The organism is Rossellomorea aquimaris (genome assembly GCF_008180865.1).
GTDB lineage: Bacteria > Bacillota > Bacilli > Bacillales > Bacillaceae_B > Rossellomorea > Rossellomorea yichunensis.
In genome coordinates this window covers 1-12,930 of the sequence record NZ_VTEX01000001.1, presented here as the reverse complement: position 1 = coordinate 12,930, position 12,930 = coordinate 1, and the positions used below count along the sequence as shown (strand labels likewise).

Below are 12,930 nucleotides of genomic sequence, written 5' to 3'. Positions count from 1 at the left end.
TTGTTTTTTAGTTAGATCCTTTGATTTCTTCTAAAGGCTGTGCGTTTCCATAAACAGGTCTTGCATGATCTACAGGGGATGCCCAATTCACTGCATTGACGATGACCTTCTGAACGTCTTCATTGTAATAGGTTGGATACGTTTCATGGCCTGGACGGAAGTAAAATACTTTTCCGTTGCCACGCTGATACGTACACCCGCTTCTAAACACTTCCCCACCTTCGAACCAGCTCACCATCACAAGCTGATCAGGAGTCGGAATGTCAAAATGCTCTCCATACATTTCTTCCTTTTCTAGTTCGATGTATTCACCCAGGCCGGATGTAATCGGATGACTTGGGTCGACTATCCAGATGCGTTCTTTCTCATCAGCTTCCCGCCATTTCAGGTCACAGGAAGTACCCATCAATGTTTTGAAGATTTTAGAGAAATGACCTGAATGAAGGACGATTAATCCCATTCCATCAAGGACACGCTGTTTCACTCTTTCAACTACTTCGTCTTTCACTTCATCATGGGCGATATGTCCCCACCAAACCAATACGTCTGTACCATCTAATACTTCCTTTGTTAGTCCGTGGTCACCCTCATCTAATGTAGCCGTTTTCACATTGAATGATGCTTCTCCCAGGAAGGAGGCAATGGCACCATGAATCCCTTCAGGGTACACCTCTCTCACTTTCGGATTCTTCTGCTCATGACGATTTTCATTCCATACTGTAACGTTCAACATTGTAAAACCTCCAAGTTAAGTGTTTGATTGTAAATGCCGGTATTCATTTGGTGTCATACCGACATGCTTTTTAAATACTTTACTGAAATACTTCTCATTCCCAAACCCTACACCATAGGCAACTTCATAGATTTTCAAATAAGGGTTTTCAAGCAGTTTCTTTGCTTTTTCCATCCGGATATTCGTAACGTAATCCGTAATGGTAGATCCATGATCCTGTTTGAACTTACGTGAAATATATTCCCTGCTTAAGTAAAAACGATCGGCAATGTCCTGTAGATTGATGTCTTCTTGATAGTGCTGCTGAAGATATTCTTCAATCTGCTGCATATTGTTCTTTTCCCGCTGATACTTTGCCTTTAAAAGGGTTTGAATTAATTCACTGAACTCTTTCGCCTTTTCCTCTTTAAATTTCCTGAACGAAAACGAGCCGTCCTCATTCCAATAATCCTGACCCCGATAGAATGGTTCTGGATGCTGAATCTCATACTCTTTCAACCAATTATTCCGTAATAACTCAAACTGATTTTCCCACATCTGGAGCTGCTCAAGTGACAGTGCATGCTCCGTTCCCATCTGTGAAAATATCCTCTCTAACTGGGACTGTACCTGATCACCGCTGCCTGAACGAATTGCCCATTTCAACTCATTGGAGTGATCCAATAGGTGCAGCAGGGGTCTCGGCTTCATATCTTTATGGGTGACGATTTTTTTTTGATCAAGCAGGGAATGCTTAAGATAAACTTGTAAAGCAGATTCATACGCTTCATTTATTTTCTTAGACTTCTGCCCAAGTGCAATGATAGTAAAGAGTTTACTATATTGATAGATCAATGAGTAGATTTCCTCTAACAGATACGTCACACTTTTATCATTCCAGAAGAGTATCACAAGCTCTTCTTCTTTGTTCCCATTCCGGAAGCAAACGCCATCATTCTGCTTTCGCAGCAATTCATTGCAAATATTGCTAAGCGTAAAAAAGGCAAGGTCCCGGTCTCCTTGAAAGAGTTTCTCCACGATCGGTTTGATGGGGATGAGGGCAACGGTCTTTGCAAGCTTTGTAATGGTAATCCCAAACTCCTGTTCAACCTTATCTACCATCTCTGTGGTAATGCTTTCCTTGGCACAGAGACTTGAAAATAACCGATCCCAATAGAGGGGCTTTACCTCATTCATCACTCGATTTTCCTCGACTTGGGATTTTCTTGATTGAGCCTGTTCATTCCATTCTTTTACCGCTTTATCCAGTGTATCATTTAGCACATCCGGTTCAATCGGCTTCAGAATATAATCAAAGCTTTTATAAAAGATCGCGTTTCTCATATACTCGAAATCATCATACCCGCTTACAACGATGGTTTTACTATTAAGGTCAGAGCCATGAAGCCATTTTAGAAGGGTGATGCCATCCCGCTTCGGCATCCTCATATCAGTGAAAATGATTTCCGGCCGGTGCTCTGTGATCAATTCGATGGCTTGGTCTCCATCTTCCGCCTCCAGAATGGTGTGGATTCCATGCTTGGCCCATTCCGCTAATAAAAGTAACCCCTCACGCACATGCTTTTCGTCGTCAATGATGATTGCCTTCATTTGCTTCACCTTCCATTCTTATTGGCAGCCTCATGGTGACCATAAAGCCTCCCTCATCATGATTTTCAAGCTGTAAAGTGGCCTGGTGGTCATAGTAGAGCTTTAAACGGACATACACATTCTTCAGTCCGATATTGGTCTCATCCCCCGTTTTATTCCAGGCATCTGCCTTGAAATGTTCCCCTATTTCCCGAAGTCTGCTTTCGGTTACTCCGACTCCATTATCACGGACAATCATCACCAGTTCTCCCTTATCCTGAAAGCAGGATAACCAGATGCGTCCCACCCCGTCCCGGATATCAAAGCCGTGTTTAAAGTAGTTTTCAATGAGAGGCTGAAGGATCATCTTCGGTACCTGGATCTCCCTCACCGCTTCTTCTACATCTACACTGTAATCCAGATTTTCACCGAAACGCTCTTTTTGTAAAAGAAGATAGGCGTTAGTGTAATTGATTTCCTTGCTTAATGGAACCACATCCTCCTCCATGTTCATCCCGTACCTCATTATTTTGGAAAGGTGGGTGATCAGGGAGTAGATTTGGGGAACCTTGTTCTTCAAAGCAATCGTTCCAATGGATTGCAGGGCATTATAGAGAAAATGTGGATTGATTTGAGACTGGAGGACCTTTAATTGATTCGTCTTGTTCTCCAGCTCCAGTTTGTACTCACGATTGATCAGATGATTGATCCGTTCGATCATCTGATGAAACCGGAAGCCGAGGATCCCGATTTCATCAGAACCGAACGATTCAGACGGTACCTTCATATTCCCTTTTTCAACCTGCTGGATATTTTGAAGCAGAATCCTTATAGGTGATGTAATTTTAAACGATACAAAGAGCGTAGCCAGGACCACTAGGGATAATCCGAGTACTCCGAATAAAATATTAATCTTTGCCACACTAAATGCGCTTTCATAAAGATTCACGTAAGGAACCCGTTTCACTAACAACCAACCACCGGCCGAAGCGGGAAGCTGGTCGTACATCATCACCCCGTTGAAGGAGTCCTCTTTCCACTCGAGTGTCCCTGAAATATCTTTTGATTCCATTATCCTCTTAATCCACTTCTGGTTGTTGCCATCGTCCGACACATCCCGGTCCGAACTATAAATCATTTCCCCTTCGGAAGAAAGAAGGTAGAATTCTTCTGACTTAGCGTTATACAGGTTTCTACTCAAATCGATGATCTTGTCAGGCGAAACCTCCAATGAAATATACGCAAGCACTTCATCACCGGGAACGTTTCGGAATGCCCGGTGAATCGTGACAATATCCTTCGACCGGTTGATATTCTTTTCTTCCTGACTATGTGTTGGTTCAATATACATGTTATAAGGGCTGCGCTCTGCATTTCTGAAGGATTTCCATTGCGAATCCCTTACCTTATTGGAAAAAACAACGGTAGAGCGCTTTGTTGCCGAGATTACGCGGTCACCATCTGCGAAGGAAATACGTACCCCGTTAATTGTATCACCCGTGTAGAGAATCGTTTGCACAACATTCTTTACAATGCCGATCGTCAAGTAATTATTCTCTTGACTGGGTGATCTCATGAAGTTAATAAAATCAGGATTATTATAGAGTGATAGAGTTAACCCGTTGAGTTCATTAATATAGCTCTCCAGATTCACCTTTCCCTGATAAAGAAGATTGCTGCTCTCCTCCACCACCTGCTCCTCTATGGAATCCTTTGTATACAAATATGTAATGATAATCGAACTGCCAAACGGCACAATCGTCGTAATCATCAACAACACAATCAACTTATTCCGGATGCTGGTCTTTAACATGAGGGACGGACCTCCCAGGTCTCACTTATACACTAGTATAAAGTGTTTTTCCCCGCTCTTGGAAGTGTTTTTTCGAAATATTCCTATTAAACTTATAAAATAGAAAGCATGCCCTAAGTAGACATGCTTTCTATTATTCGATTTACTTCAAGTTATCCCATGTTTGCTGGAATCGCTCAAGTACAGTATCATAATCAATTTTCCCTGCGGCATATTCCTGGATTGTTGCAGCGAATTCCTTATTCGCTCCATCCGGCCATTTGAACCAAGTCCAAGGAATCGTCTTCTCTTCTTTAGAGTAGTCAAGGATAGACTGACCTAAGTCTCCAAGACCATTTGGCTCGATGTTATCGAACGCAGGGATGAACGCAAACTCTTCCGTGATATAACGCTTACCAGTTTCAGATGAAACCATCCACTCCAAGAAGGTTTTCGCTTCTTCAAGATGCTCGGAGTTCTTGTTTAATACCCAGTTATTCGGTACACCTACAGGAAGGCGATCAGCACTATCATCATTGCTGATAGAAATTGGAAGGAAGCCCATGTTGATCTCAGGATTGATCTCAGTGATCATGTTCTCAGTCCAGTTCCCTTGTTGCAGCATCGCAGTTTCACCAGAAGCAAATAGCGTTACTTGTGTATTATAATCCGTCGTTAATGGATTATCATTTGCATACTTAAGCTCAGCATCTAAAACTTCTTTGAATTGCTTGAACTTTTCGTTTCCTACAATTTTCTCAGAACCATCATAAAGTCCGGCGATGAACGCATCCGGATCTTCCTGCTGAGCAAACGGAATGTTAAGTAAATGTTGACCAATTACCCACCACTCGCCGTAACCCGCTGAGAAAGGTGTGATTTTCTTCGCTTCAAGCTTCTTCGCAGCGTCTTTTAATTCATCAATCGTTGCAGGCGGCTCCGTAATCCCTGCTTCTTCAAATAGATCTTTATTATATACAAATCCGTAGCCTTCAAGGTTAACCGGCATACCATAAAGCTTGCCATCTTCATCCGTCATCGGAACTTTACCGATTGGAAGAACATGTTCAACCCATGGCTCACCAGAAAGATCCGCTAACTTTTCTTTCCAAAGCTCTAACTCTTTAAAACCACCGTTGTTGAAAATGTCCGGCTCTTCACCAGAAGCAAATTTCGCTTTCAATGCTGCACCGTAATCGGCCCCTCCACCAACTGTTTCAAGCTTAATCTTAATATTTGGATGCTCAGCTTCGAACTCATTAATCATTTCTTGAAGCTGATCGGCAATTTCAACCTTGAACTGGAAGAAATTAAGGGTTACTACATCGTCACCTGATCCAGACTCTCCACCTGATTTGCTTGTAGTGTCTTTAGAAGAACAGCCAGCAATAATTCCAAATACTAAAACCAAAGACATACAAAGTAAAAGTATACGTTTCATAAAATGGATTGACCTCCCTGATATAAATTATTTTATATAAATTTCTGTATCAATGATAGACCATCTCGACAGAAACTTTATATCTACTTGATTGACCCTGAAGCAATACCTTTAATGATATGCTTCTGTAAAAATAAGAAGAAAATGATGATCGGTGTAATGCCAAGCACCAATGCTGCAAGACCCATATCCCATTGCTTCGTATACTGAGCGAAGAACGAGCTTGCTGCAAGTGGAATCGTGCGCAGTTCCGCATCCTGTAATACAAGAAGGGGAAGCAGATAGTCATTCCAAATCCATAAAGTGTTCAGAATGATCACGGTCACTGTTATCGGCTTAAGTAATGGGAATACAATCCTCCAGAACACACCAAACTGACTGCAGCCATCAATCATCGCGGATTCTTCAATCTCAATCGGAACGGTTTTTACAAATCCATGATATAAGAAAAGAGAAAGTGGTACGCCAAATCCGAAGTACATGATGATCAAACCTGGAATGCTATTCGTAAGTCCCAACGTCCCCCCTACTTTCATAAGAGGAATCATCACCGTCTGGAACGGAATGACCATGGCTGAAACAAAGATGACAAACAAGATTTTGCTGAACTTTCCTGGCGTACGTACCATCTTCCACGCCGCCATGGAGCTGATAATTACTAATCCAATGTTGCTGAAAACGGTGATGACCAATGAGTTCCAAAATGCACGGGGGAAGTTGATGATTTCCCACACTTTCGCATAGTTAGAGAAAACAAATTCCTTTGGCCACGCCGCCGCATCGATCAAAATCGCTGCAAACGGCTTAACTGAGTTGATCAGTACGAAGTAGAAAGGAATAAGGAAAATGAGCCCTATGACAATACCGATAATCTCTAATACAAACGTTCTTTTCGTATAGCGATTGCCCATTACGCCTGAACCTCCTTCTTCTTCGTCACCATCACCTGAATCGTCGTAAACACAGCCACTACCACAAAGAACAGGATCGATTTCGCTGTTCCCAGGCCATAACGGTTATTCTGGAACGCTTCTTGATAAATATTGATCGCAACAGATTGTGTAGAATTGAAAGGTCCCCCACCTGTTAACGAGATGTTCAAATCGAATATCTTAAAGGCCATTGAAATCGTTAAGAAGAAACAAATCGTGAACGCCGGTAGAATCAACGGAATGATAATTTTCGTCAACAACGTCCAGTTTGATGCTCCATCTATCCTCGCTGCTTCCAAAAGTGAATTATCCACCCCTTGCAATGCCGCAACATAGATGACCATCATATAACCACTGATCTGCCATGCAAACACAATGACAATCCCCCAGAATGCCGTCGTCTCATCACCAAGCCAGGGCATTTTAAAGAATCCTATATCCGTCATATTCCCGAGAGATGCAAACCCTTTAACAAAAATGAACTGCCAGATGAACCCGAGTAGCAATCCACCGATCACGTTCGGAATAAAAAACACTGTCCGTAAAATATTACGGGTTTTCAATGCCGCATTTAACAGTAACGCAAATCCAAAACCTATTAAGTTACTAATAAACACAGCCGCAAACATAAACTTCGTCGTAAACATAAAAGAATTAAAGAACGTCTTATCATCCGTAAAGATCTTAATATAATTCTCAAACCCAACCCACTCAACAACCGAGCTGACACCATTCCATGAAGTAAACGAATAATACACACCCATCAAGAACGGAAGAATCTGAATCACTAAGAAAAATAAAAGTGCCGGTCCAACAAAGGCAGTATACGTCAGCAAGCTCTTATACTTAAACTTCTTCTTCGTCACTGCTTTCATTTGTACGTCTGGGCTTACTGGTCCAGTCTGAATCTTTGGTTCCACCCGTATCACCACCCCTAATTATGTAATCGCTTTCTTACATTATAATGGCAGCGCTTTCTTAAAAAGGGGAACTCAATTGACAAAGAAGGTGCAAAATTTTGACTAGATGGGTTTGGTTAGAGTGTGGTCTGGGTAAATGAAAAGGTGGTTTTCATTGTGGTTCGGTGAGGTGCACGTAGGGTGAAATGCGTTTTTGAAAATATAATGCTGGAATTGAAAATAAAAGTAGAGTTTTTGAAAATAAAATCGTGGAATTGAAAATAAATGGTCCAGTTTTGAAAATATATTGGTATTATTCGAAAGTAAATAGAGCGCAGTCGATCAGATAAGCGTCAATAACGTTGAAAACGATGCTAAATAGATGACTTTTCATAAATAAACAATAAAAAAAGACTCCCTCTAATGAGAAAGTCTATCGTATGTAAGTTGGAGCGGGTGAAGGGAATCGAACCCTCATCATCAGCTTGGAAGGCTGAGGTTTTACCACTAAACTACACCCGCGAATGGTACCGGTGGCCGGGATCGAACCGGCACTCCAGAGGAACACGATTTTGAGTCGTGCGCGTCTGCCAATTCCGCCACACCGGCATTACATTTGGAGGCGGCAACCGGATTTGAACCGGTGATCAGGGTTTTGCAGACCCATGCCTTACCACTTGGCTATGCCGCCTTAATATTGGAGCGGAAGACGGGATTCGAACCCGCGACCCCCACCTTGGCAAGGTGGTGTTCTACCACTGAACTACTTCCGCACTACTGGGCTAGCTGGATTCGAACCAACGCATGTCGCAGTCAAAGTGCGATGCCTTACCGCTTGGCTATAGCCCACTGATAGTATATGTCACGGAAATGAAAATGTGACTTTTATGGGGCGACTGATGGGAATCGAACCCACGAATGCCTGAACCACAATCAGGTGCGTTAACCACTTCGCCACAATCGCCATGAAATAAATTGGCAGGGGTAGTAGGAATCGAACCCACACCAAAGGTTTTGGAGACCTTCGTTCTACCTTTAAACTATACCCCTATGAAAAATAATTAAATTCCAGTGATTTCTCTTGCTATCCGCTTCGCTGCGCAAAGTTTAAGGAAGATTATTTTACTTCGCTGATGCTGCGTAAAAAATCTTGGTGGAGGGGGGCAGATTCGAACTGCCGAACCCGAAGGAGCGGATTTACAGTCCGCCGCGTTTAGCCACTTCGCTACCCCTCCACATATTAAATCACTCGTGTGGTGCCGGCAAGAGGACTTGAACCCCCAACCTACTGATTACAAGTCAGTTGCTCTACCAGTTGAGCTACACCGGCATCAAATAATAGTGATAAATGGTGGCTCAGGACGGAATCGAACCGCCGACACATGGATTTTCAGTCCATTGCTCTACCAACTGAGCTACTGAGCCACTATGTAAAAATAAAAATGGCGGTCCGGACGGGACTCGAACCCGCGACCTCCTGCGTGACAGGCAGGCATTCTAACCAACTGAACTACCGGACCAGAGTTTTTTGCGTCAGCAAAATAACTTTCATTATCTCGCGACAGTCAAAATAACTATCCATGCGTGACTCATAAAGGATTATCCTATCCCAAGTCAAAAATGGTATTGCGGGGACAGGATTTGAACCTGCGACCTTCGGGTTATGAGCCCGACGAGCTACCGAACTGCTCCACCCCGCGACGATATAAATGCTAATTTTTTCTCTGGAAGAAAATTATGGAAGTTTATTTTGCTTTCGCAAAAAAACTTGGTGGAGGATGACGGGATCGAACCGCCGACCCTCTGCTTGTAAGGCAGATGCTCTCCCAGCTGAGCTAATCCTCCAAAATCATGGTTGTTTGTTTTTACTTTCGAATAAAAAGTGTTGGTGACCCATACGGGATTCGAACCCGTGTTACCGCCGTGAAAGGGCGGTGTCTTAACCGCTTGACCAATGGGCCTTAATAAGAAGAAAAGTTATGGCGGAGAGCAAGGGATTTGAACCCTTGAGACAGCATTAACCGCCTACACGATTTCCAATCGTGCTCCTTCGGCCACTCGGACAGCTCTCCATATGATGGCTCCGCAGGCAAGATTCGAACTTGCGACCGATCGGTTAACAGCCGATAGCTCTACCACTGAGCTACTGCGGAACGATATGCCTGGCGACGTCCTACTCTCACAGGGGGAGATCCCCCAACTACCATCGGCGCTGAAGAGCTTAACTTCCGTGTTCGGCATGGGAACGGGTGTGACCTCTTCGCCATTGTCACCAGACTATTTCTTGTCTCTTTTTTAAGGACAAGTACTATTATATCGCGTAGATATATTTTTTCAAGGTTTTTTTATATTTTCATATAAAATTTATTCCCTGAAAACTAGATAAAGAATTGATGTCAAGAAAGCTGAATATCGACCAATTTTGTTGTTCATTTAAAAATGACTCTTTRTGGTTAAGTCCTCGATCGATTAGTATCAGTCAACTCCACATGTCGCCATGCTTCCATCTCTGACCTATCTACCTAGTCATCTTCTAGGGATCTTACTCACWTACGTGATGGGAAATCTCATCTCGAGGGGGGCTTCATGCTTAGATGCTTTCAGCACTTATCCCTTCCGCACATAGCTACCCAGCGATGCCTTTGGCAAGACAACTGGTACACCAGCGGTGCGTCCATCCCGGTCCTCTCGTACTAAGGACAGCTCCTCTCAAANTACGTGATGGGAAATCTCATCTCGAGGGGGGCTTCATGCTTAGATGCTTTCAGCACTTATCCCTTCCGCACATAGCTACCCAGCGATGCCTTTGGCAAGACAACTGGTACACCAGCGGTGCGTCCATCCCGGTCCTCTCGTACTAAGGACAGCTCCTCTCAAATTTCCTGCGCCCACGACGGATAGGGACCGAACTGTCTCACGACGTTCTGAACCCAGCTCGCGTACCGCTTTAATGGGCGAACAGCCCAACCCTTGGGACCGACTACAGCCCCAGGATGCGATGAGCCGACATCGAGGTGCCAAACCTCCCCGTCGATGTGGACTCTTGGGGGAGATAAGCCTGTTATCCCCGGGGTAGCTTTTATCCGTTGAGCGATGGCCCTTCCATGCGGAACCACCGGATCACTAAGCCCGACTTTCGTCCCTGCTCGACTTGTAGGTCTCGCAGTCAAGCTCCCTTGTGCCTTTACACTCTGCGAATGATTTCCAACCATTCTGAGGGAACCTTTGGGCGCCTCCGTTACTCTTTAGGAGGCGACCGCCCCAGTCAAACTGCCCACCTGACACTGTCTCCCACCCCGATAAGGGGCGCGGGTTAGAATTTCAATACAGCCAGGGTAGTATCCCACCGATGCCTCCACCGAAGCTGGCGCTCCGGYTTCCAAGGCTCCTACCTATCCTGTACAAGCTGTACCAAAATTCAATATCAGGCTACAGTAAAGCTCCACGGGGTCTTTCCGTCCTGTCGCGGGTAACCTGCATCTTCACAGGTACTATAATTTCACCGAGTCTCTCGTTGAGACAGTGCCCAGATCGTTACGCCTTTCGTGCGGGTCGGAACTTACCCGACAAGGAATTTCGCTACCTTAGGACCGTTATAGTTACGGCCGCCGTTTACTGGGGCTTCGATTCGCACCTTCGCTTGCGCTAAGCACTCCTCTTAACCTTCCAGCACCGGGCAGGCGTCAGCCCCTATACTTCGCCTTACGGCTTCGCAGAGACCTGTGTTTTTGCTAAACAGTCGCCTGGGCCTATTCACTGCGGCTCTCTCGGGCTTGCACCCTACCAGAGCACCCCTTCTCCCGAAGTTACGGGGTCATTTTGCCGAGTTCCTTAACGAGAGTTCTCTCGCTCACCTTAGGATTCTCTCCTCGCCTACCTGTGTCGGTTTGCGGTACGGGCACCTTTTTCCTCGCTAGAGGCTTTTCTTGGCAGTGTGGAATCAGGAACTTCGCTACTATAATTCGCTCGCTATCACAGCTCAGCCTTATGCGATGATGGGATTTGCCTCATCATCAGCCTAACTGCTTAGACGCACATATCCAGCAGTGCGCTTACCCTATCCTCCTGCGTCCCCCCATTGCTCAAACGGAAAAGAGGTGGTACAGGAATATCAACCTGTTGTCCATCGTCTACGCCTATCGGCCTCGACTTAGGTCCCGACTAACCCTGAGCGGACGAGCCTTCCTCAGGAAACCTTAGGCATTCGGTGGATGGGATTCTCACCCATCTTTCGCTACTCATACCGGCATTCTCACTTCTAAGCACTCCACCAGTCCTTACGGTCTAGCTTCGCAGTCCTTAGAACGCTCTCCTACCACTGACACCTAGAGGTGTCAATCCACAGCTTCGGTGATACGTTTAGCCCCGGTACATTTTCGGCGCAGAGTCACTCGACCAGTGAGCTATTACGCACTCTTTAAATGGTGGCTGCTTCTAAGCCAACATCCTGGTTGTCTAAGCAACTCCACATCCTTTTCCACTTAACGTATACTTTGGGACCTTAGCTGGTGGTCTGGGCTGTTTCCCTTTCGACTACGGATCTTATCACTCGCAGTCTGACTCCCATGGATAAGTCTTTGGCATTCGGAGTTTGTCTGAATTCGGTAACCCGATGAGGGCCCCTAGTCCAAACAGTGCTCTACCTCCAAGACTCTTACACATGAGGCTAGCCCTAAAGCTATTTCGGAGAGAACCAGCTATCTCCAAGTTCGATTGGAATTTCTCCGCTACCCACACCTCATCCCCGCACTTTTCAACGTGCGTGGGTTCGGACCTCCATTCAGTGTTACCTGAACTTCATCCTGGACATGGGTAGATCACCTGGTTTCGGGTCTACGACCACATACTCAATTCGCCCTATTCAGACTCGCTTTCGCTGCGGCTCCGTCTCATCGACTTAACCTTGCATGGGATCGTAACTCGCCGGTTCATTCTACAAAAGGCACGCCATCACCCGTTAACGGGCTCTGACTACTTGTAGGCACACGGTTTCAGGTTCTATTTCACTCCCCTTCCGGGGTGCTTTTCACCTTTCCCTCACGGTACTGGTTCACTATCGGTCACTAGGGAGTATTTAGCCTTGGGAGATGGTCCTCCCAGCTTCCGACGGGATTTCACGTGTCCCGCCGTACTCAGGATCCACTCAAGAGGGAATGAAGTTTCAACTACAGGGTTGTTACCTTCTTTGACGAGCCTTTCCAGACTTCTTCGTCTACTTCATTCCTTTGTAACTCCGTATAGAGTGTCCTACAACCCCAAGAGGCAAGCCTCTTGGTTTGGGCTACATCCCGTTTCGCTCGCCGCTACTCAGGGAATCGCAATTGCTTTCTCTTCCTCCAGGTACTTAGATGTTTCAGTTCCCTGGGTCTGCCTTCCATACTCTATGTATTCAAGTAAGGATATTGTTCCATTACGAACAATGGGTTCCCCCATTCGGAAATCTCTGGATCAAAGCTCACTTACAGCTCCCCAAAGCATATCGGTGTTAGTCCCGTCCTTCGTCGGCTCCTAGTGCCAAGGCATCCACCGTGCGCCCTTCATAACTTAACCGAATTGGTTGTTAC

Annotated in this window: 6 protein-coding genes, 16 tRNA genes and 2 rRNA genes; all 24 read right to left on the bottom strand. The window is 45.2% G+C overall.

Going from position 1 to position 12,930, the window contains the following annotated elements; translation table 11 throughout:
- Positions 1-7 precede the first annotated feature (7 nt).
- Entirely contained in the window at positions 8-733 is a 726-nt protein-coding gene (locus FZC88_RS00120; RefSeq protein ID WP_148993236.1) for a ThuA domain-containing protein, read from the bottom strand.
- A 15-nt stretch (positions 734-748) separates the two neighbouring features.
- The gene (locus FZC88_RS00115) at positions 749-2,323 is read right to left on the bottom strand and encodes a response regulator transcription factor (protein WP_148993235.1); all 1,575 of its coding nucleotides are present in this window, start codon (positions 2,321-2,323) and stop codon (positions 749-751) included.
- Positions 2,304-4,115 (bottom strand): sensor histidine kinase, encoded by a 1,812-nt coding sequence (locus FZC88_RS00110; RefSeq protein WP_148993234.1) that lies wholly within the window; start codon positions 4,113-4,115, stop codon positions 2,304-2,306. The genes FZC88_RS00115 and FZC88_RS00110 overlap by 20 nt, the downstream gene beginning before the upstream one ends.
- A 142-nt stretch (positions 4,116-4,257) precedes the next feature.
- Positions 4,258-5,535, bottom strand: coding sequence for an ABC transporter substrate-binding protein (locus tag FZC88_RS00105; protein ID WP_148968228.1), 1,278 nt, complete (start codon positions 5,533-5,535; stop codon positions 4,258-4,260).
- A gap of 83 nt (positions 5,536-5,618) precedes the next feature.
- Positions 5,619-6,446 carry a carbohydrate ABC transporter permease gene (locus tag FZC88_RS00100; protein ID WP_148968227.1) on the bottom strand — a complete coding sequence of 276 codons (828 nt, stop codon included), beginning with the start codon at positions 6,444-6,446 and terminating at the stop codon, positions 5,619-5,621.
- Positions 6,446-7,387, bottom strand: coding sequence for a carbohydrate ABC transporter permease (locus tag FZC88_RS00095; RefSeq protein ID WP_148993233.1), 942 nt, complete (start codon positions 7,385-7,387; stop codon positions 6,446-6,448). The genes FZC88_RS00100 and FZC88_RS00095 overlap by 1 nt, the downstream gene beginning before the upstream one ends.
- A 427-nt stretch (positions 7,388-7,814) precedes the next feature.
- Positions 7,815-7,888, bottom strand: a tRNA-Gly gene (locus FZC88_RS00090).
- A gap of 3 nt (positions 7,889-7,891) precedes the next feature.
- A tRNA-Leu gene (locus FZC88_RS00085) sits at positions 7,892-7,975 on the bottom strand.
- Between the two features lie 8 nt (positions 7,976-7,983).
- Positions 7,984-8,057: transfer RNA gene (locus FZC88_RS00080), tRNA-Cys, on the bottom strand.
- Positions 8,058-8,064: 7 nt separating this feature from the next.
- A tRNA-Gly gene (locus FZC88_RS00075) sits at positions 8,065-8,139 on the bottom strand.
- 4 nt (positions 8,140-8,143) lie between these two features.
- Positions 8,144-8,215, bottom strand: a tRNA-Gln gene (locus tag FZC88_RS00070).
- Positions 8,216-8,254: 39 nt separating this feature from the next.
- Positions 8,255-8,330: transfer RNA gene (locus FZC88_RS00065), tRNA-His, on the bottom strand.
- Positions 8,331-8,342: 12 nt separating this feature from the next.
- A tRNA-Trp gene (locus FZC88_RS00060) sits at positions 8,343-8,416 on the bottom strand.
- 101 nt (positions 8,417-8,517) lie between these two features.
- Positions 8,518-8,601: transfer RNA gene (locus FZC88_RS00055), tRNA-Tyr, on the bottom strand.
- Between the two features lie 19 nt (positions 8,602-8,620).
- Positions 8,621-8,696 (bottom strand) — tRNA-Thr (locus FZC88_RS00050).
- A gap of 19 nt (positions 8,697-8,715) precedes the next feature.
- Positions 8,716-8,791 (bottom strand) — tRNA-Phe (locus tag FZC88_RS00045).
- An 18-nt stretch (positions 8,792-8,809) separates the two neighbouring features.
- Positions 8,810-8,886, bottom strand: a tRNA-Asp gene (locus FZC88_RS00040).
- 106 nt (positions 8,887-8,992) lie between these two features.
- A tRNA-Met gene (locus tag FZC88_RS00035) sits at positions 8,993-9,066 on the bottom strand.
- 69 nt (positions 9,067-9,135) lie between these two features.
- Positions 9,136-9,211, bottom strand: a tRNA-Val gene (locus FZC88_RS00030).
- A gap of 41 nt (positions 9,212-9,252) precedes the next feature.
- Positions 9,253-9,327: transfer RNA gene (locus FZC88_RS00025), tRNA-Glu, on the bottom strand.
- 19 nt (positions 9,328-9,346) lie between these two features.
- Positions 9,347-9,438, bottom strand: a tRNA-Ser gene (locus FZC88_RS00020).
- A gap of 6 nt (positions 9,439-9,444) precedes the next feature.
- A tRNA-Asn gene (locus FZC88_RS00015) sits at positions 9,445-9,519 on the bottom strand.
- 7 nt (positions 9,520-9,526) lie between these two features.
- Positions 9,527-9,643: ribosomal RNA gene (rrf, locus tag FZC88_RS00010) — 5S ribosomal RNA — on the bottom strand.
- Positions 9,644-9,815: 172 nt separating this feature from the next.
- A 23S ribosomal RNA gene (locus FZC88_RS00005) occupies positions 9,816-12,916 on the bottom strand.
- Positions 12,917-12,930: the final 14 nt, after the last annotated feature.

Coding starts and splice junctions, on each gene's coding strand:
- FZC88_RS00105 (WP_148968228.1), bottom strand. CDS start 5,535: ATGAAACGTATACTTTTACTTTGTATGTCTTTGGTTTTAGTATTTGGA.
- FZC88_RS00100 (WP_148968227.1), bottom strand. CDS start 6,446: ATGGGCAATCGCTATACGAAAAGAACGTTTGTATTAGAGATTATCGGT.
- FZC88_RS00120 (WP_148993236.1), bottom strand. CDS start 733: ATGTTGAACGTTACAGTATGGAATGAAAATCGTCATGAGCAGAAGAAT.
- FZC88_RS00110 (WP_148993234.1), bottom strand. CDS start 4,115: ATGTTAAAGACCAGCATCCGGAATAAGTTGATTGTGTTGTTGATGATT.
- FZC88_RS00115 (WP_148993235.1), bottom strand. CDS start 2,323: ATGAAGGCAATCATCATTGACGACGAAAAGCATGTGCGTGAGGGGTTA.